Source organism: Pseudomonas sp. MWU318 (assembly GCF_016756945.1).
Lineage (GTDB): Bacteria > Pseudomonadota > Gammaproteobacteria > Pseudomonadales > Pseudomonadaceae > Aquipseudomonas > Aquipseudomonas putida_A.
In genome coordinates, this window is sequence record NZ_JAESJL010000003.1 from 614514 (window position 1) to 632288 (window position 17775).

The following is a 17775-nucleotide window of genomic DNA, read 5'->3' on the forward strand; positions in this document are numbered from 1 at the left end:
TAAAGCCAGGATCAACAGATCGCAGCGTGCCGCAGCTCCTGCGATGGAAAATCATCGCCCAAAAAAAAGCCGACGCCTTCGCGTCGGCTTTTGCATTTCAATCGCGATCACCCGCGTTTGTAGACGATTTCCTTGGTGCCGCCTTCACAGGTGCCCACAACTTTTCCGCCATTGGCTCCCTTGTCGACAACCTCCAGCGAATACCCGGAAACGCCCTTGGCATCCAGCTTCGCCGCGATCTCGCTTTTCAACTCTTCACAAGGCTTGCCAGCAGCAAACGCGCCACCCGCAAGGCTCAACAAACCTACTGCCAATATGAACTTCTTCATCGGTCGCACTCCCTGGTCGGATTAAAAGAGGCGGGCACCGGCTGTGCCGATGCACTCACCTTGTAGCGCTTTGCCATTCCTATGGCACTCGGCCAGCGCGCAAGTTCAGAAGCGTAGCCCAAACTCAGCTGCTGGCAATCCGGAAGCCGACTTTGAGTGTTACCTGGAAATGCGCAGCCTTGCCGTCCTTGATGTGGCCACGGGTCTCGACCACTTCAAACCATTCCAGATGTTTGATGCTCTTGTTGGCTTCGGCCAACGCGTTGTTGATGGCGTCTTCGATGCTGCTGGTGGACGAGCCGACCAGCTCGACTTTCTTGTACGTATGATGGTCACTCATGGCGATCTCCTGGATGTGTGGAATTGAGACTAGCAGTCAATCTGCACTGTTGATTTCGGCGGCTCAATGCAAGCGAAGTTCAGATTTTCTGCACTTTCTCAAACCGCTGAAGTCCCAACCAACACACGCCACTCATCACCAATGCAGGAGAGCCACCATGGCCAACACCTCTTTACGTAAAGCCTCGTTGCAAAGCATGGAAGCCGAGATCGAGAGTCTGCTCAAATCGTTGGAAAGCCTGAAGGACGACGCGTCCGACGAGTCGCGCAAGACCCTCAAGGCGCTCAAGAGCAACGCTGAAAGCGCGCTGAAACATTCGCGCAGCCTGCTCAGCGATGCCTATGAAGAAGTTAAAGTGAAAACCCGCGAGACCGGCATCGCCACCCGCGATTACGCTCAGGAACACCCTTGGACCACCGCCGGTGTGGCGGTCGGTGCAATCGGTCTGCTCGCCGCTTATTTGCTGTTCAAGCGCGGCGAGTGATCCGTCTGGCGCAGCTCATTCTTGAGCCATTGCGCCAGTTGCCGAGCGCGCCCGTCTGCGGCGCGCTTGGGTAACCACAACGCCAGTTGCGCCGGGGTTTCGCAAAAACCCCACGGTGCAACCAGGCGACCGGCCTTCAAGTCCTCGGCCACCAGCGGCTCCGGCGCGATTGCAACGCCAAGTCCGGCCACTGCGGCTTCCAGCAGATAATACAAATGCTCAAAACCTTGCCCCAACTTCAACGCCTTGGCGTCGAGTTGATTTTGCTGTGCCCAACTCGGCCAGGCTTGCGGGCGCGATGTGGTGTGCAGCAGCGGCTCGCTGAGCAAGGCTGACGCCGGCGCCGCTTGCAGGCGTTGGTAGCCACTGAACAGCGGGCTCATCACCGGGCCGATGCGTTCTGCGGCCAGTTCGTAGACCTGCATGTCTGCCGGCCATGGCGGCTCGGCGAACAACAGCAAGGCATCGAGTCCGGGGCGTCTGGGGTCGAGATCACCTTCACCGGCGGACAGATGCAGTCGCAAATCCGGCAAGTCTGCGTTGAGCCGCCCGAGGCGTGGGATGAACCAGCGCGCCAACAGACTGCCGGAGCAGCCGAGCACGAATGGCGCGTCAGCGGTGCTTTGCGTCAGCTCGGCACACACACTGCGCAAGCGATCGAAGGCCTCACCGCTGGCATCTCGCAAACGAACACCGGAATCTGTGAGTTTCAAGCCGCGACCATCCTTGACGAACAGGCTCACGCCCAGATGCTCTTCGAGCACTTTGAGCTGACGGCTGACTGCACCATGAGTGACGTGCAGCTGTTCGGCCGCCTGGCTGACGCTGTTCAGCCGGGCGGTGGCTTCGAACGCGCGCAAGGCGTTCAGCGGGGGAAGGTCGTGGCTCATGGTATCTGTGAGTTTTCCTGACAGGTTGTGGCGATCTTATCGGTTTTCAGCCTGGAAGGTCAGGGGTAGAGTGGACGCCATTGTCTTCTCACCCGAATTCACCTGGAGCACATCATGACCCAGACTTCGAACACCTCCAACCTGCGCAGCGGCCCTGACGATAACGGCCTGTTCGGCGCGTTCGGCGGCCGCTACGTGGCGGAAACCCTGATGCCGTTGATCCTCGATCTGGCCCGTGAATACGAAGCAGCCAAGGAAGATCCGGCGTTCAAGGAAGAGCTGGCCTACTTCCAGCGTGACTATGTCGGTCGTCCGAGCCCGCTGTACTTCGCCGAGCGTCTGACCGAGTTCTGCGGCGGCGCGAAGATCTACCTCAAGCGCGAAGAGCTGAACCACACCGGCGCGCACAAGATCAACAACTGCATCGGTCAGATCCTGCTGGCGCGGCGCATGGGCAAGAAACGCATCATCGCCGAGACCGGTGCCGGCATGCACGGCGTGGCGACCGCTACTGTGGCCGCACGTTTCGGTCTGGATTGCGTGATCTACATGGGCACCACGGACATCGAACGTCAGCAGGCCAACGTATTCCGCATGAAGCTGCTGGGCGCCGAAGTGATCCCGGTGGTCGCCGGCACCGGCACCCTGAAAGACGCGATGAACGAAGCGCTGCGTGACTGGGTAACCAATGTCGACAGCACCTTCTACCTGATCGGCACCGTGGCCGGCCCACACCCGTATCCAGCCATGGTGCGCGACTTCCAGGCGGTGATCGGCAAGGAGACCCGCGAGCAGTTGCAAGCTCAGGAAGGTCGTCTGCCGGACAGCCTGGTGGCGTGCATCGGCGGCGGTTCCAACGCCATGGGCCTATTTCACCCGTTCCTCGATGATCAAAGCGTCGAAATCATCGGGGTTGAAGCGGCCGGTTACGGCATCGAAACCGGCAAGCACGCGGCCAGCCTCAATGGCGGTGTACCGGGTGTGCTGCACGGTAACCGCACCTTCCTGCTGCAGGACGACGATGGCCAGATCATCGACGCCCACTCGATTTCCGCCGGACTCGACTACCCGGGCATCGGCCCTGAGCACGCCTGGTTGCATGACATCGGCCGCGTCCAGTACACCTCGGTGACTGACGACGAAGCCCTCGCCGCGTTCCACCAGTGCTGCCGCCTCGAAGGCATCATCCCGGCACTGGAAAGCGCGCATGCGCTGGCTGAAGTGTTCAAACGCGCACCGAAACTGCCGAAGGATCACCTGATGGTGGTCAACCTCTCCGGCCGTGGCGACAAAGACATGCAGACCGTCATGCACCATATGGAACAGTCGAAGCAGGAGAAACACTGATGAGCCGCCTGCAAACCCGTTTTGCCGACCTCAAGCAACAGAATCGCGCCGCGCTGGTGACCTTCGTCACCGCCGGTGATCCGGACTACGACACTTCGCTGGCGATCCTCAAAGGTCTGCCGGGCGCTGGCGCCGATGTGATCGAGTTGGGTATGCCGTTCACCGATCCGATGGCCGATGGTCCGGCGATTCAACTGGCGAATATCCGTGCCTTGGGCGCCAAGCAGAATCTGGCGAAAACCCTGCAAATGGTTCGCGAGTTCCGTGAAGGCAACAGCGACACACCGCTGGTGCTGATGGGCTATTTCAACCCGATCCACATGTATGGCGTTGGGCGTTTCATCGCTGATGCCAAGGAAGCGGGCGTCGACGGTCTGATCGTGGTCGACATGCCGCCAGAGCACAATAATGAACTGTGCGACCCGGCACAGGCTGCGGGTCTGGACTTCATCCGCCTGACCACCCCGACCACTGACGATGCGCGTCTGCCGAAAGTGCTCAATGGCAGCTCGGGCTTCGTTTACTACGTGTCGGTGGCCGGTGTGACCGGTGCCGGTGCCGCGACTCTGGAGCATGTCGAAGAAGCGGTGACTCGTCTGCGTCGACACACTGAACTGCCGATCAGCATCGGTTTCGGTATCCGGACTCCGGAGCAGGCGGCGTCCATCGCTCGTTTGGCGGACGGGGTGGTGGTGGGTTCGGCACTGATCGATCACATCGCCAATGCGACCACGCCGGCCCAGGCTGTCGATGGTGTGCTGGGTCTGTGCAAGGCGCTGTCCGAAGGCGTGCGTCAGGCCCGCGTCAACTGAAGGTAAAGTTCCTGATACAGAGGAATTAGCGCCTCACACCACGGCCTAATTGAGCAAGACCGAGGGATTCAGAACCACGTTCTGAATCCCTTTTTGCTGTTGGTGCAGTGAGGAAGACTTGATGAAAATGCCGAAACGTCTGATTGCCGGACTGGGTGTGCTGATGCTCAGCGCGACGCCGCTGCTGGCCAGCGCCGATCCACGCGATGATCATGACCACGGCGGCCCGCAGCAGGGCCACTACGACAACCGTGGTGACGATCACCGTGGCCCGCAGATCGACCACCGAGGTGGCCCGCCGCGCGACTTCGGCCCGGTACGCCAGACCATTCGCGACAATCACGGCTACTTCGTGCGCGGCGCACCGCCGCCACCGGGCATCCATCTGGAACGCGGCCGGCCGTTGCCCCACGGCTATTACGGCGAGCGACTCGACGGTCGGGCGCTGAGCCGTCTGCCGGTGTATCCGGGTTATGAGTGGCGCCGCGCCGGGGGCGATATCGTGCTGATCGCAGTGGGTACCGGAATCGTTTACGAAATTCTGGATGGTGTTTTGTACTGATTTACAGGCAATAAAAAGATCGCAGCCTGCGGGAGCTCCTACATTTATCTCTGTAGGAACTGCCGCAGGCTGCGATCTTTTTGCTTTTAAGGCAACTCCAGTCCGCCAGATGCCTTGTGCAGTTTGCGCAGATGCTCGCCGATCTGCTTCACGTTAGCTTCGCTGGCGGCAATTTCGGCCGCGCGCTTGGGTTCCAGCAACTTGCGCACTTCCTTGTCCAGATCGCCGCTCAGCGCCAGCAGTTGTTTCTGGCGTTGGGCGCTTTCGTCCTGCAGGCGCTTGAACTCGCTCGGTTGCGGCAGCCCGTAGCCGCGGCTGTCGAGCAGCTCCGCCGGACGACTGAGGAAGCCGCTGTTGGCGAGAATTTCCTGCAGGGTGGCGTTGGCCTTGTCCATGCCGCCGTTTTCCAGCTCCCGGGCGCCGAGGTAGCGCTGCTTGACCTCGTCCTGGGCCAGCAACAACTGGCGGCGATAACTCGCCTGTTCCAGCAGGAGCAATGCGGCGCTGGTACGCAGGTCTGCACGTTCGAACCACTGGCGACGTTCTTCGGCGGAAAGTGAGAGCCAATCTTCGACGCTGGTCTGTTTGATCGGCAACTGCTTCTTCAACACATCGAACATTGCCTGATAGCGATCGCGAAACGAGTCGAAGCGATAGCCCAGACGCAACGCTTCCTTGGGATTGTCGAGCACGTTGGTGTCGGCCAGCCCCCGACCTTTCATCACCTCCAGCAAGCCGTTAGGCATGATGCTGTCGAGGCCGACAAGTTGCTTGTTGTTGCTGCCGCTGCGCAGCAGTTTCAGGCCTTCCACCGCGCAGTTGTTCGACAGGAAGAAGTAGTTGCCGTCATAGCTCCAGTGCATCTCGGCAGCGTGTTCGACCACGCCTTCGATCTCACTGCGCGACAGGTTCAGCGGCACGGAGGCAAGGCTGCGCAGCTCGGTCTTGGTGTACTCGTCGATCACTTGGGCCAGTGGCAGCACGAACAACCGCGACGGGTACTTGCCGACCAGTCCGTCCCAGCTCGACAGCTGCACGTCACCGACAAACGCGCGGTAGGACAGCACCAGATGCTGGTCGAGGTCGAGCCGGCAATCCGGGCCCCGTGGTCGACCCGGCGCGCAGATCACCAGCCGCAGCATGCTGTGGCCCCAGCGGCTGACCCAGTTCTGGTTGGCTTCAGCCAGCAGATAATCGACGGCATACACCCGCTCCGGGTCGACCTGGCCCAAGGGCTGTTTGGCGAAGTCGTTGCCGGCGTTGAGAAAGGCGAAGGTATTGCTGCAGGTGTCCTTGGCCGGTGGTGCCCAGCCGAAGCGCTCCTTGTAATAGCGATAGAGCGTCGGACGGCGGCAGGCATAGCTCGGGTCGAGGAGGAAATACTCCATGTTGACCGCGACAAACTCTTTCGGACTGGAGATTTCGTACAGGTCCGGACTGCGAGCGACCTGACGGTTGTGCTGTTCACGCTCGCCGCGGCGGCCTACGTACTGTTGCCAACCGGCGAGATCAAGCAGACGTGGATCATCGCTGAGGGTAAAGCGTCGTTCAGTCTGGCCACGGCACTCATCGGGAATGCCGACCAGGCCGGCGCTGTTGCTGCGGCGAGTGCAGCGCTGAATCAGCGTGCGCTCGGCGGCGGGCCACAGGCGCGCGCGATCATAAATGTGGGTGAGCTCATGCAGCACCGTTGCCAGCAGTTCCTGGCGCACAGTGCCATGGGGGCGATTGGTTTTCTCTGTGGCCGCGCTGCCGTCGGTGAGGCCGGCGAGCAGTTTGCGATTCAGGTCGAGTTCGGCGACCAGGGTCGCCTGGCCGTACGCATTGCCGGGCATGTCGTCGGACCAGCCGACGTCTATGCGCCGATCCAGCTGTTCGACGAAACTGGGCGGCAGTTTCTGCATGGCTTCATCGAGCAGCGTTTGACTGGCCTGTTGCTGGGCGGGGCTCAGGCCGTCGGTCTTGAGCCGCAGTTGCAGGCTGGCGTGGGCGCTGTTGCCTAGCAGCAACAACGCCCCGGCCAGTAGCCAGGCGCCGAGTGACTTCACAGGGCGAGGATGGCTTCGGCGAGCACCTGATCACTGGCGTCGCGGGCTTCGGGTACACGCGTGCGCAAGGTATTGAGGGCGGCCTCCAGGTGCGCACCACGGATATCGCCATTGGTGGCGACGAAGCTGGCCGCATCGTCGTGGGCTTCGCGGATGATTTTCGAATCGCGAATCGACGTGGTGGTATCGGAGGTGAAATCGATGGTGCGCTGGGAGGCACGAACGATGATGTTACTGGTGGCTACCAGGGTGTGTGCCTGGGCCACGTCGGCCAACAAAAACAGGCCAAGGGCGGCAGCAATCAGCGGGCTACGCATGGAACGACTCCGGAGGGCAATGTTAACGAGGGATCATGATAACTATTGGACGAGAATTGCCTGTGCCAGTTCAAGGTCGCTGACATGAAGTTTTGGTCGGGATTTGCGCAAGTAATGCAGGGCGGATTCGAGCTGCGCGCCGCGCAATTGACCGTCACTGGCAACAAACGCCGCCGCGTCATCGTGAGCGGCGATGATCAGTTTACGGTCGAACGGTGCGGAAGACACCATTCCGGTCGCCCAAACGCTGACCACGGTGTTTTGTGTGGAGACATCAAAGGCATCGACCGAGGTCGCCCAGCAGGCGCTGATCAACACAGAAGGGAAAAGCAGTCTGAATAAACGCATGAGACTCGGTAACGGTTAACGAGCTTCAAGGCTAGCGCAAATGCCCGGGCCAGAGCCAGCGGCGAAACATCGGGACACGACTGGCGTGCCCCGTGCGGCATCGTCGGATCAGATCGCGAGGATGGCTTGCGCCAGTTGGAAGTCGGTCGCGTTCAGTTGCGGTGCCTGATGACGGATCAGGTCCAGAGCACTTTCCAGTTTCACGCCACGGATCTGGCCTTCACTGGCGACGAAGCTGGCAGCGTCGTCACGGGCGGCGATCACGACTTTGTTGTCACGCAGCGAAGAGCTGACATCGGAGGTGGCGTCCGAGGAGGACTTAAGCGCGCCAACCACGGCGTCGGTGGTCACGATGAAGCTGGAGGCACTGGCGTTGGCAGCCACGGCCAGCAAGGCGGCAGCGCTGAGCAGGCGAAGACGGGACATTGTGGATCTCCTGAAGGTAAACCGTATTGAGAGGTGGCTTGTGTCTGATGAGTCAGACGCGGGTTACAGAAGATTCGCCACGTTCTGGCGTGGATATTAGGCCTGCGCGCGAGGTTCGGACAGTGGGCAGAATGCTAGCGCCAGAAGGGTTTCTCCAGTTCTCTGAGCCGATCGGCATGGCTGAGGCCCAGATCCGCGAGGTCGCGCTGGTCCAGTTGAGCCAGCAGGCGCCGCGTCCTGGCGCGCTCCAGTCCTTGCCACAGGGGTCGAAACAGGCGCCGCAGCGGGTGCGAGTGAGCGCGGGGTAGAGTCGAAGCGGTCGACACATCCTGTAAGCCTTTCATGGCGTTTTCCTTAAACCGAGGAGGATTAAGGACATGCTGCGCCCGATGCAGTTTAGCGAGCAGATACACTCATGAAATTGTACTGGTTCAGATGTTGATTATTGAGAACTGTACCTGTGCTTTGAATATTCTGCTGTACGGGCATTCTCGAACCCTGAAACGACAAGACCCGTCGCGGTTTCCCGCGACGGGTCTTGTGTGTTCAATTCGGGTTGCTGGCGGTGGGTCTGACGACCAGAGCCAGCGACGCTACTTAGCGCCAGAACGGCTTGCTCAGCTCTTCGTAGCGTTGTGCTTCGCTGATACCGGCGTCAGCCAGGAGACGCGAATCCAGACGAGCCAGTTGGTGGCGGCTGGAGATGCGGCGCTGCCACAACATCAGGTTGGCGATAACGCGCAGAGGCAGGGAAGCCTGGTTTTTTGCAGCTTTGTCTTCGAAGAACAGTTCGGAACTGAGTGTACGTTCCATGGTTGACATCCTTCCGCTTGTGGCGGGATCAGGTAGTGGTTTAACTGGTGCCCATGATCCTCTCGTTTGCCTAGTCTCTCTAGATACAGTTCAACTGTATTGTGAGTGACCAGTTAACTGTTTATAGGGGGTGTACGGGTCGAAATTGAGCAAACTGTACCTGTCAGCACTAATGTGGTGCGTTTTTGCTCAATTCGAGGAAGGAGGTAGGCAAAATCTGTAGGAAACAACCGGTACAGCAGTACAGTTTTTGCCAGATGTGGCGGGTTAAAAAATCCGCTGACACAAACTGTGTTTGCATCAGCGGTTTGAATGTGTGATTACACCGCGAGCATGCGTCCGGTTTCTTCCAGGTTGATGTGCCAGCTCAGGGCTTCTCGCAGGATGTGTGGGGTATGGCCGCCGATGGCGCACGCTGCGGTGAAGTAGTCGTTCAGCGCCTGGCGATAGTCCGGGTGCACACAGTTGTCGATGATCACCCGGGCGCGTTCGCGTGGGGCCAGACCGCGCAGGTCGGCCAGACCGATTTCGGTCACCAGGATGTCGACGTCATGCTCGGTGTGGTCAACGTGGCTGACCATCGGCACCACGCTGGAAATAGCGCCGCCCTTGGCGATCGATTTGGTTACGAACACCGCCAGGTGCGCGTTGCGCGCGAAATCGCCCGAGCCACCAATGCCGTTCATCATCCGTGTTCCGCAGACATGGGTGGAGTTGACGTTGCCGTAGATGTCGAACTCCAGCGCAGTGTTGATGCCAATGATGCCCAGGCGACGCACCACTTCCGGGTGGTTGGAGATCTCCTGCGGACGCAGCACCAGTTTGTCCTTGTACTTCTCCAGGTTGCCGAACACGTCGCTGTTGCGCCGCTCCGACAACGTGATCGAGCTGCCCGAAGCGAAGCTCAGCTTGCCGGCGTCGATCAGGTCGAAGGTCGAGTCCTGCAGCACTTCGGAGTACATGGTCAGGTCTTCGAACGGCGAATCGATCAGACCGCACATCACCGCGTTGGCGATGTTGCCGATCCCGGCCTGCAACGGGCCGAGCCTGTTGGTCATGCGCCCGGCGTCGACTTCCTGCTTGAAGAAGGTGATCAGGTGCTCGGCGATGGCATTGGTGTCGACATCCGGGGTCGACACCGTGGACGGCGAATCCGCCTGCTGGGTGATGACGATGGCGACAATCTTTTCCGGCGGGATCGGGATCGCGGTGCTGCCGATGCGATCGTCGACTTTCACCAGCGGGATCGGCGTGCGCGTCGGGCGATAGGTCGGGATATAGATGTCATGCAGGCCTTCGAGGTTGGCGTTGTGCGCCAGGTTGATCTCGACGATCACCTGCTTGGCGAAAATCGCGAAGCTTGCCGAGTTGCCCACCGAGGTGGTCGGCACGATGTGGCCCTGCTCGGTGATGGCCACGGCTTCGATCACCGCGATGTCCGGCAGCTTCAATTGCTGATTGCGCAACTGTTCAACGGTTTCCGACAGGTGCTGGTCGATGAACATCACTTCGCCGGCGTTGATCGCCTTGCGCAAGGTGCTGTCGACCTGGAACGGCATGCGCCGCGACAGCACGCCGGCTTCGGTCAGTTGCTTGTCGAGGTCGTTGCCCAGGCTCGCGCCGGTCATCAGGCTGATCTTCAGCGGCGTGACCTTGGCTCGCTCGGCCAGTGCGTGAGGGACAGCTTTGGCTTCGCCCGCGCGGGTGAAGCCGCTCATGCCGACGGTCATGCCGTCTTCAATCAGCGCGGCGGCGTCGGCGGCGCTCATCACTTTATCCAACAACGAAGGCAGGCGAATACGGTCACGGTACATGGATTATTTTCTCGGGAAGCGAGTAGCAGGATGCGCAGTCTAGTGAATTTCGCGGGCGCCTGTCCCGCTACCAAGGTCGCAAACGAGGCGTCTATTTAGCGGTTTTGAAGTAAAACACCGTTACCGGATCTGCAACAACGCGGCAAATTGTCCGACGGTTTGCGCAAACAAAAACGCCCCGACAAGTCGGGGCGTCCGGTGCAGCTGCGGAGGATTACTCGACCGCTTTGACCATGTCTTCGATGACTTTCTTCGCGTCGCCGAACACCATCATGGTCTTGTCCAGGTAAAACAGTTCGTTGTCCAGACCGGCATAACCGCTGGCCATCGAGCGCTTGTTGACGATGATGGTCTTGGCCTTGAACGCTTCGAGAATCGGCATACCGGCAATCGGCGATTTCGGATCGTTCTTGGCGGCCGGGTTGACCACGTCGTTGGCGCCGAGCACCAGCACCACGTCGGCCTGGCCGAACTCGGAGTTGATGTCTTCCATCTCGAACACCTGGTCGTAAGGCACTTCGGCCTCGGCGAGCAGGACGTTCATGTGCCCCGGCATACGACCGGCCACCGGGTGAATCGCGTACTTCACGGTCACGCCACGGTGGGTCAGCTTCTCGGTCAGCTCTTTCAAGGCGTGCTGCGCGCGGGCCACTGCCAGACCGTAACCCGGGACGATGATCACGGTGTCGGCGTTGGTCAGCAGGAAGGTTGCGTCGTCGGCCGAACCGGATTTCACCGGACGGGCTTCTTTCGCACCGGCAGGTCCTGCGTCGGCCGTGTTGCCGAAACCGCCAAGCAGTACATTAAAGAAGGAACGGTTCATCGCCTTGCACATGATGTACGAGAGGATCGCACCGCTCGAACCCACCAGAGAGCCGGCAATGATCAGCATCGAGTTGTTCAGCGAGAAGCCGATACCTGCTGCCGCCCAACCCGAATAGCTGTTGAGCATCGACACCACCACCGGCATGTCGGCGCCGCCAATCGGGATGATGATCAGCACGCCCATCACGAACGCCAGAGCCAGCATCAGCGCGAACGCTGCGAGGTTGCCGGTGAGCATGAAGGTCACGCCCAGCACCAGTGTCGCCAGACCGAGTACCGCGTTCAGCTTGTGCTGACCGGCGAACTGTACCGGCGCACCCTGGAACAGGCGGAACTTGTACTTGCCCGACAGCTTGCCGAACGCGATCACCGAGCCGGAGAAGGTGATTGCACCAATCGCCGCGCCGAGGAACAGCTCCAGACGGTTGCCCGCCGGGATCGAATCGCCCAGATGCTTGACGATGCCCAGCGATTGCGGCTCAACCACCGCAGCAATGGCGATGAACACCGCCGCCAGACCGATCATGCTGTGCATGAACGCGACCAGCTCTGGCATCTTGGTCATTTCGACGCGCTTGGCCATGATCGAACCGGCGGTGCCGCCGATCAGCAGGCCGACGATCACGTAACCGATACCGGCAGTCGCCAGTTCCGCACCGAGCTTATAGATGAGGCCGATGGTGGTGAGGATGGCCAGCGCCATGCCGAGCATGCCGAACAGGTTGCCGCGCCGCGACGTGGTCGGGTGCGACAGGCCTTTAAGGGCCTGGATAAAGCAGATCGACGCGATCAGGTAGAGCGTCGTGACGAGATTCATGCTCATTACTTCGGCGCCTCTTCTTTTGCTTTCGGGGCTTTCTTCTTGAACATCTCAAGCATGCGGCGGGTGACCAGGAAGCCACCAAACACGTTGACCGCAGCCAGTGCCACGGCGAGGGTGCCCATGGTCTTGCCCAGCGGCGTGACGGTCAGCGCAGCAGCGAGCATGGCGCCGACGATCACGATTGCCGAAATGGCATTGGTCACCGCCATCAACGGCGTGTGCAGCGCGGGTGTAACGTTCCAGACCACGTGGTAACCGACATAAATCGCCAGCACGAAGATGATCAGGTTGTAGATACCGGGGGAGATAAGCTCTTCCATCGTCTGAATCCCTGCTTAGGCGTTTTTGCGGATGACTTGGCCGTCGCGGCACATCAGGCACGCGGCGACGATGTCGTCTTCGAGGTTGACGTCGAACTGGCCTTCTTTGGTGAACACCAGCTTGAGGAAGTCCAGCAGGTTGCGGGCGTACAGCGCCGAAGCATCTGCGGCGACTTCACCGGCGAGGTTGGTCGGGCCGACGATGGTCACGCCGTTCTCGACCACGACCTGATCGGCCACGGTCAGCGGGCAGTTGCCGCCCTGCGCAGCCGCGAGGTCGATGACCACCGAGCCCGGCTTCATCTGCGCCACGGTGTCTGCGCTCAACAGTGTCGGCGCCTTGCGGCCCGGGATCAGTGCGGTGGTGATGACGATGTCGGCCTGCTTGGCGCGTTCGTGCACAGCCTGGGCCTGACGTTGCATCCAGCTCGCCGGCATCGGGCGAGCGTAACCGCCGACACCGACCGCGCATTCACGCTCTTCGTCAGTCTCGTAAGGCACATCGACGAACTTGGCGCCGAGGGATTCGATCTGTTCCTTCACCGCCGGACGCACGTCAGACGCTTCGATCACCGCACCCAGACGTTTCGCCGTGGCAATCGCCTGCAACCCGGCCACGCCGGCACCCAGAATCAGCACGCGCGCCGCTTTCACGGTGCCCGCAGCGGTCATCAGCATCGGCATGAAGCGCGGATAGTAGTGCGCGGCCAGCAACACAGCCTTGTAGCCGGCAATGTTTGCCTGCGACGACAGCACATCGAGACTCTGCGCCCGAGAGGTGCGCGGCGCCGCTTCGAGGGCGAACGCGGTGATCCCGCACTCGGCCATTTTGGCGATGGTTTCGTTATTGAAGGGGTTGAGCATGCCCACCAGCACCGTGCCGCGCTTGATCAGCGCCAGTTCGGCGTCGCTGGGGGCGACCACTTTGAGAATCAGCTCGGCGCCGAACGCGTCGTTGGCACTGCCAATGGTTGCGCCCGCCGCTTCATAGGCACTGTCGACAACACTGGCTTTAACGCCGGCGCCGGTTTGCACAGTGACCTTATGGCCTTGGCTGATCAGCTTTTTAATGGTTTCCGGGGTTGCAGCAACCCGTGTTTCACCGGTCTGGGTTTCGAGAGGAACACCAATGTGCACGTCAAATCTCCTGCGTGATCTTATTGAGTAAACCCAGGCACTGCGGATGGTGCGACTGGGGCGGCCGATCAGCACGATCCCGCCAAATCAGGGCGGGGCGCGGCATTTTGCAGGCGAACTTTATGCCCTTCAAGGGATTATGACGGGTGACGGAAAATTAACTACAAGTCATCCCGTGACCGAATGTCGCAGATGGCCAGTTGAATCCCTTGCAGGCCGTGCCTTGCAAGGATTCTGGCTGAATTTGAAAATATTTCTCATCGGTGGCGTGAATAGGCCGTAATGAGTCGTGGATGGAGGCTCAAAGCCACGTCTTCAGGCGCTTGTGGGACGTCTGTACGACTTTCGGATACAGTCTGTGATTTTGCGACAAATACTTATATCTGTAGGGCTTTGATTTTCCTGACTACCGGGTTAGCAATCGCTGTAAGCCTTTATCCTTCTAGGCTGTAGCTGTTTGCCTGATTGACCAGCCAATCGCGAAAAGCCTTGAGTGATGCCGATTCGACCTTTCGCTCCGGAATCATCAGGTAATACGCCTTGATGCTGGAGAGCGCATTCGGGTTGGCGATCACCAGGCGTTTCTCGGCCAGTTCACGTTGAATCAGGAACGGTGGAATGAGCGCGATACCCATGTCGTGCATGGCCGCCTGAGCCAGCATGGAGAATAGCTCGTAGCGCGGACCTGTCATGTCGCGTGGGATGTTCAGGTGCTGTGAGTTGAACCATTGGCGCCAGGCGTAGGGGCGAGTGGTTTGCTGCAACAGAGGTAGCTCGGCGATCTCGTCAGGAGTCAGATGTGTCCTGCTGCCGAGTAGTGTGGGGCTGCACACCGGCATCGGATTTTCGCCCATCAGCCTGTGGGATTCGGTACCCGACCAATCGGCGTCGCCGAAGTAGATCGCTGCGTCGAAATCGGTGTCGGCAAACAGGAACGGACGAGTGCGGTTGGTCAGGTTGACGGTGACCTCGGGGTGCTTGAGCTGGAAGTCCTTGAGCCGTGGCAGCAGCCATTGCGTGCCGAAGGTGGGCACCACCGCCAGTTCGATCACGTTGGCGCCCTGCTGGCCCATGACCGAGAGCGTGTCGCGCTCCACGGCGTCCAGTTGCGTCGCCACCCGACGGCTGTAGGAAAGGCCCGCTTCCGTCAGCTTCACTCCACGTCGCGAGCGTCGGAACAATTCCACACCGAGGAACTCCTCAAGGCTGGCGATCTGTCGGCAAATGGCGCCCTGGGTGAGGGAAAGTTCTTCGGCAGCCTTGGTAAAGCTTTCGTGGCGAGCGGCGGCTTCGAAGCTGATCAGGGCGGTGGTGCTGGGGATCTTCCTGCGCATGTACGTCAACCTCACTAATGCGCCGCATAAAAGGCAGTCAGCGACGTTTCGGAGTGAGAAATTAGCACAACAGGATGCGAAATCCTCGTTTGCCGCGCTGGCCAACCGGGCCTAGGATCAATGCCACGTTAATTCACCGATTTGCGAGGACACACTCATGGGCGGTAAAGCTAGCTTCAACTGGATCGATCCCCTGCTGCTGGATCAGCAGCTCACCGAAGAAGAGCGCATGATCCGCGACACCGCCGCCCAGTTCGCTCAGCAGAGTCTGGCGCCACGTGTTCTTGAGGCTTTCCGCCATGAGAAAACCGACCCGGCGATCTTTCGCGAAATGGGCGAAGTCGGTCTGCTCGGCGCGACCATCCCTGAGCAATACGGGGGTAGCGGCCTGAACTACGTCAGCTACGGGCTGATAGCTCGCGAAGTCGAGCGTGTCGACTCCGGCTATCGCTCGATGATGAGCGTGCAGTCGTCGCTGGTGATGGTGCCGATCAACGAATTCGGTACAGAAGCCCAGAAACAGAAGTATCTGCCGAAACTGGCCTCCGGTGAATGGATCGGCTGCTTCGGTCTGACCGAGCCAAACCACGGCTCCGACCCGGGCGCGATGATCACCCGTGCGCGCAAAGTCGACGGCGGCTACAGCCTGACCGGCGCCAAGATGTGGATCACCAACAGCCCGATCGCCGATGTGTTCGTGGTCTGGGCCAAGGACGATGCCGGCGACATCCGTGGCTTCGTGCTGGAGAAAGGCTGGAAGGGCCTGAGCGCTCCGGCGATTCACGGCAAGGTCGGTCTGCGCGCCTCGATCACCGGCGAAATCGTCATGGACAACGTGTTTGTCCCGGAAGAGAACATCTTTCCGGACGTGCGCGGTCTGAAAGGCCCGTTCACCTGCCTGAACTCCGCACGCTACGGCATCTCCTGGGGAGCCTTGGGCGCTGCCGAGTTCTGCTGGCACACCGCTCGCCAGTACACCCTTGATCGTCAGCAGTTCGGGCGTCCATTGGCTGCCACCCAGCTTATTCAGAAGAAGTTGGCCGACATGCAGACCGAGATCACCCTGGCCCTGCAAGGCTGCCTGCGTCTGGGCCGCATGAAGGATGAAGGCACTGCGGCAGTCGAAATCACTTCGATCATGAAGCGCAACTCCTGTGGCAAGTCACTGGATATCGCTCGCATGGCTCGTGACATGTTGGGCGGCAACGGTATTTCCGACGAGTTCGGCGTGGCCCGTCACCTGGTCAATCTGGAAGTGGTGAATACTTATGAAGGTACTCACGACGTTCACGCGCTGATCCTCGGTCGTGCGCAAACCGGTCTGCAGGCGTTCTATTAATAGGAGAGCGACCATGGGCGCGCTGTCGCATCTGCGGGTACTGGATTTATCACGCGTGCTGGCCGGGCCTTGGGCCGGGCAGATTCTCGCCGATCTTGGCGCCGAGGTGATCAAGGTCGAGCGCCCGGGCAATGGCGATGACACGCGCGCCTGGGGGCCACCCTTCCTTAAAGACGCCTATGGTGAGAGCACCAGCGAGGCGGCCTATTACCTGTCGGCCAACCGCAACAAGCAATCGGTGACGATCGACTTCACCCGGCCTGAAGGGCAGAACCTGGTACGGGAGCTGGCGGCGAAGTCGGACATCCTGATCGAGAACTTCAAGGTCGGTGGGTTGGCCGCTTATGGACTGGACTATGAGTCGCTCAAAGCGATCAACCCGGATCTGATCTATTGCTCGATCACCGGCTTTGGTCAAACCGGGCCGTATGCCAAGCGTGCCGGATATGACTTCATGATCCAGGGGCTGGGCGGGCTGATGAGCCTGACCGGTCGCCCTGAAGGTGATGAAGGCGCCGGGCCGGTGAAGGTGGGAGTGGCGCTGACGGACATTCTTACGGGGCTATATTCGACCGTGGCGATTTTGGCGGCGCTGGCTCATCGTGATCACGACGGTGGCGGGCAGCACATCGATATGGCTTTGCTGGATGTACAGGTCGCATGCCTGGCGAACCAGGCAATGAACTACCTGACTACCGGCAATGCGCCGAAACGTCTGGGTAATGCACACCCGAACATCGTGCCCTATCAGGACTTCCCGACGGCCGACGGTGATTTCATTCTTACCGTTGGCAATGACGGCCAGTTCCGCAAGTTTGCTGAGGTGGCGGGCCAGCCGCAGTGGGCGGACGATCCGCGATTCGCGACTAACAAGCTGCGGGTGGCTAACCGCGCGGTGTTGATTCCTCTGATCCGCCAGGCGACGGTATTCAAGACCGCCGCCGAATGGGTGGCGCAGTTGGAGCAGGCGGGCGTGCCGTGTGGGCCGATCAACGATCTGTCCCAGGTGTTTGAGGATCCGCAGGTGAAGGCGCGGGGGTTGGCGATAGAGCTGCCGCATGCACTGGCGGGGATGGTGCCGCAGGTGGCGAGTCCGATCCGGTTATCGCAGACGCCGGTCGAGTACCGCCGTGCACCTCCTTTGTTGGGCGAGCATACGCTGGAGGTTTTGCAGCGGGTGCTGGGTCTGGGCGCAGGTGCGGTGGATGCGCTCAAGGCTGATGGGGTGCTTTGAGTATCGCTTCTATATAGAAGGAATCGTTTCCCTCCTTCTATATAGAGGATTTTGTATGTTTTTTAACCGATCTGTAAGTTGTTGAAAGAAAAGTGAAAAAAGCGGTTGACGGCAGATTCTGGAAGTCTATAATTCGCCCCACTTCCGGCGCAGTCGAAACGGAAAACTCCTTGAGATTCAATGAGTTAAGCAGTTTTCGACAGCGACTTGCTTCAGTTCATCGAAGCCTGGAA

Annotated in this window: 20 protein-coding genes; 6 read left to right on the forward strand and 14 right to left on the reverse strand. The window is 60.1% G+C overall.

Annotated elements, in window-relative coordinates:
- Nucleotides 1–107 precede the first annotated feature (107 nt).
- Complete coding sequence (locus tag JN524_RS10860) at nt 108–329, reverse strand: DUF1161 domain-containing protein (protein WP_135294675.1); 222 nt, start codon at nt 327–329, stop codon at nt 108–110.
- A 124-nt stretch (nt 330–453) separates the two neighbouring features.
- A complete protein-coding gene (locus JN524_RS10865) occupies nt 454–669 on the reverse strand; it encodes a dodecin (RefSeq protein WP_027610201.1) in 216 nt (71 codons plus the stop codon).
- A gap of 157 nt (nt 670–826) precedes the next feature.
- On the opposite strand from JN524_RS10865, the gene JN524_RS10870 reads away from it, so the two are divergent.
- The gene (locus JN524_RS10870; protein ID WP_003220391.1) at nt 827–1153 is read left to right on the forward strand and encodes a DUF883 family protein; all 327 of its coding nucleotides are present in this window, start codon (nt 827–829) and stop codon (nt 1151–1153) included.
- On the opposite strand, the gene JN524_RS10875 is transcribed toward JN524_RS10870, so the two are convergent.
- Nucleotides 1126–2043 (reverse strand): LysR family transcriptional regulator, encoded by a 918-nt coding sequence (locus JN524_RS10875; RefSeq protein ID WP_202369334.1) that lies wholly within the window; start codon nt 2041–2043, stop codon nt 1126–1128. The genes JN524_RS10870 and JN524_RS10875 overlap by 28 nt on opposite strands.
- A gap of 114 nt (nt 2044–2157) precedes the next feature.
- Here JN524_RS10875 and trpB point away from each other — a divergent pair, with 114 nt between their 5' ends.
- From trpB to JN524_RS10890, 3 genes are all read left to right on the forward strand, one after another.
- Entirely contained in the window at nt 2158–3390 is a 1233-nt protein-coding gene (gene trpB, locus JN524_RS10880; RefSeq protein WP_041074734.1) for a tryptophan synthase subunit beta, read from the forward strand.
- A complete protein-coding gene (trpA, locus tag JN524_RS10885) occupies nt 3390–4202 on the forward strand; it encodes a tryptophan synthase subunit alpha (protein WP_202369335.1) in 813 nt (270 codons plus the stop codon). Before trpB ends, trpA begins: the two co-directional genes overlap by 1 nt.
- 121 nt (nt 4203–4323) lie before the next feature.
- Nucleotides 4324–4764 carry an anti-virulence regulator CigR family protein gene (locus JN524_RS10890; protein WP_202369336.1) on the forward strand — a complete coding sequence of 147 codons (441 nt, stop codon included), beginning with the start codon at nt 4324–4326 and terminating at the stop codon, nt 4762–4764.
- A gap of 86 nt (nt 4765–4850) precedes the next feature.
- Here JN524_RS10890 and JN524_RS10895 read toward each other — a convergent pair whose 3' ends face one another.
- The 11 genes from JN524_RS10895 to JN524_RS10945 form a co-directional block, all read right to left on the reverse strand.
- The gene (locus JN524_RS10895; protein ID WP_202369337.1) at nt 4851–6812 is read right to left on the reverse strand and encodes a DUF7844 domain-containing protein; all 1962 of its coding nucleotides are present in this window, start codon (nt 6810–6812) and stop codon (nt 4851–4853) included.
- Nucleotides 6809–7129 (reverse strand): DUF2388 domain-containing protein, encoded by a 321-nt coding sequence (locus tag JN524_RS10900; protein ID WP_007911662.1) that lies wholly within the window; start codon nt 7127–7129, stop codon nt 6809–6811. Before JN524_RS10900 ends, JN524_RS10895 begins: the two co-directional genes overlap by 4 nt.
- A gap of 42 nt (nt 7130–7171) precedes the next feature.
- Nucleotides 7172–7477: a DUF2388 domain-containing protein gene (locus JN524_RS10905; protein WP_202369338.1), complete on the reverse strand. Its 306-nt coding sequence runs from the start codon at nt 7475–7477 to the stop codon at nt 7172–7174.
- Between the two features lie 108 nt (nt 7478–7585).
- Complete coding sequence (locus JN524_RS10910; protein WP_007962831.1) at nt 7586–7903, reverse strand: DUF2388 domain-containing protein; 318 nt, start codon at nt 7901–7903, stop codon at nt 7586–7588.
- A gap of 134 nt (nt 7904–8037) precedes the next feature.
- Nucleotides 8038–8247 carry a DUF1127 domain-containing protein gene (locus JN524_RS10915; RefSeq protein WP_027610194.1) on the reverse strand — a complete coding sequence of 70 codons (210 nt, stop codon included), beginning with the start codon at nt 8245–8247 and terminating at the stop codon, nt 8038–8040.
- A 253-nt stretch (nt 8248–8500) separates the two neighbouring features.
- Nucleotides 8501–8716: a DUF1127 domain-containing protein gene (locus JN524_RS10920; RefSeq protein WP_007962833.1), complete on the reverse strand. Its 216-nt coding sequence runs from the start codon at nt 8714–8716 to the stop codon at nt 8501–8503.
- Nucleotides 8717–9036: 320 nt separating this feature from the next.
- The gene (locus tag JN524_RS10925; protein ID WP_202369339.1) at nt 9037–10530 is read right to left on the reverse strand and encodes an acetyl-CoA hydrolase/transferase family protein; all 1494 of its coding nucleotides are present in this window, start codon (nt 10528–10530) and stop codon (nt 9037–9039) included.
- Nucleotides 10531–10744: 214 nt separating this feature from the next.
- Entirely contained in the window at nt 10745–12178 is a 1434-nt protein-coding gene (locus JN524_RS10930; RefSeq protein WP_027610192.1) for an NAD(P)(+) transhydrogenase (Re/Si-specific) subunit beta, read from the reverse strand.
- Nucleotides 12178–12498 (reverse strand): NAD(P) transhydrogenase subunit alpha, encoded by a 321-nt coding sequence (locus JN524_RS10935; protein ID WP_003220416.1) that lies wholly within the window; start codon nt 12496–12498, stop codon nt 12178–12180. Before JN524_RS10935 ends, JN524_RS10930 begins: the two co-directional genes overlap by 1 nt.
- Before the next feature lie 15 nt (nt 12499–12513).
- Nucleotides 12514–13635: a Re/Si-specific NAD(P)(+) transhydrogenase subunit alpha gene (locus tag JN524_RS10940; RefSeq protein WP_025112356.1), complete on the reverse strand. Its 1122-nt coding sequence runs from the start codon at nt 13633–13635 to the stop codon at nt 12514–12516.
- A gap of 434 nt (nt 13636–14069) precedes the next feature.
- Nucleotides 14070–14969 (reverse strand): LysR family transcriptional regulator, encoded by a 900-nt coding sequence (locus JN524_RS10945; protein WP_202369340.1) that lies wholly within the window; start codon nt 14967–14969, stop codon nt 14070–14072.
- A 157-nt stretch (nt 14970–15126) separates the two neighbouring features.
- Here JN524_RS10945 and JN524_RS10950 point away from each other — a divergent pair, with 157 nt between their 5' ends.
- Together JN524_RS10950 and JN524_RS10955 are read left to right on the forward strand one after the other, a co-directional pair.
- Complete coding sequence (locus JN524_RS10950; RefSeq protein WP_003220420.1) at nt 15127–16308, forward strand: acyl-CoA dehydrogenase; 1182 nt, start codon at nt 15127–15129, stop codon at nt 16306–16308.
- A 13-nt stretch (nt 16309–16321) separates the two neighbouring features.
- On the forward strand, nt 16322–17542 hold the full coding sequence (locus tag JN524_RS10955; RefSeq protein WP_202369341.1) for a CaiB/BaiF CoA transferase family protein: 1221 nt from the start codon (nt 16322–16324) through the stop codon (nt 17540–17542).
- The last annotated feature ends 233 nt before the right edge of the window (nt 17543–17775 follow it).

Coding starts and splice junctions, on each gene's coding strand:
- JN524_RS10860 (WP_135294675.1), bottom strand. CDS start 329: ATGAAGAAGTTCATATTGGCAGTAGGTTTGTTGAGCCTTGCGGGTGGC.
- JN524_RS10865 (WP_027610201.1), bottom strand. CDS start 669: ATGAGTGACCATCATACGTACAAGAAAGTCGAGCTGGTCGGCTCGTCC.
- JN524_RS10870 (WP_003220391.1), top strand. CDS start 827: ATGGCCAACACCTCTTTACGTAAAGCCTCGTTGCAAAGCATGGAAGCC.
- JN524_RS10875 (WP_202369334.1), bottom strand. CDS start 2,043: ATGAGCCACGACCTTCCCCCGCTGAACGCCTTGCGCGCGTTCGAAGCC.
- trpB (WP_041074734.1), top strand. CDS start 2,158: ATGACCCAGACTTCGAACACCTCCAACCTGCGCAGCGGCCCTGACGAT.
- trpA (WP_202369335.1), top strand. CDS start 3,390: ATGAGCCGCCTGCAAACCCGTTTTGCCGACCTCAAGCAACAGAATCGC.
- JN524_RS10890 (WP_202369336.1), top strand. CDS start 4,324: ATGAAAATGCCGAAACGTCTGATTGCCGGACTGGGTGTGCTGATGCTC.
- JN524_RS10900 (WP_007911662.1), bottom strand. CDS start 7,129: ATGCGTAGCCCGCTGATTGCTGCCGCCCTTGGCCTGTTTTTGTTGGCC.
- JN524_RS10905 (WP_202369338.1), bottom strand. CDS start 7,477: ATGCGTTTATTCAGACTGCTTTTCCCTTCTGTGTTGATCAGCGCCTGC.
- JN524_RS10910 (WP_007962831.1), bottom strand. CDS start 7,903: ATGTCCCGTCTTCGCCTGCTCAGCGCTGCCGCCTTGCTGGCCGTGGCT.
- JN524_RS10915 (WP_027610194.1), bottom strand. CDS start 8,247: ATGAAAGGCTTACAGGATGTGTCGACCGCTTCGACTCTACCCCGCGCT.
- JN524_RS10920 (WP_007962833.1), bottom strand. CDS start 8,716: ATGGAACGTACACTCAGTTCCGAACTGTTCTTCGAAGACAAAGCTGCA.
- JN524_RS10925 (WP_202369339.1), bottom strand. CDS start 10,530: ATGTACCGTGACCGTATTCGCCTGCCTTCGTTGTTGGATAAAGTGATG.
- JN524_RS10930 (WP_027610192.1), bottom strand. CDS start 12,178: ATGAGCATGAATCTCGTCACGACGCTCTACCTGATCGCGTCGATCTGC.
- JN524_RS10935 (WP_003220416.1), bottom strand. CDS start 12,498: ATGGAAGAGCTTATCTCCCCCGGTATCTACAACCTGATCATCTTCGTG.
- JN524_RS10945 (WP_202369340.1), bottom strand. CDS start 14,969: ATGCGCAGGAAGATCCCCAGCACCACCGCCCTGATCAGCTTCGAAGCC.
- JN524_RS10950 (WP_003220420.1), top strand. CDS start 15,127: ATGGGCGGTAAAGCTAGCTTCAACTGGATCGATCCCCTGCTGCTGGAT.
- JN524_RS10955 (WP_202369341.1), top strand. CDS start 16,322: ATGGGCGCGCTGTCGCATCTGCGGGTACTGGATTTATCACGCGTGCTG.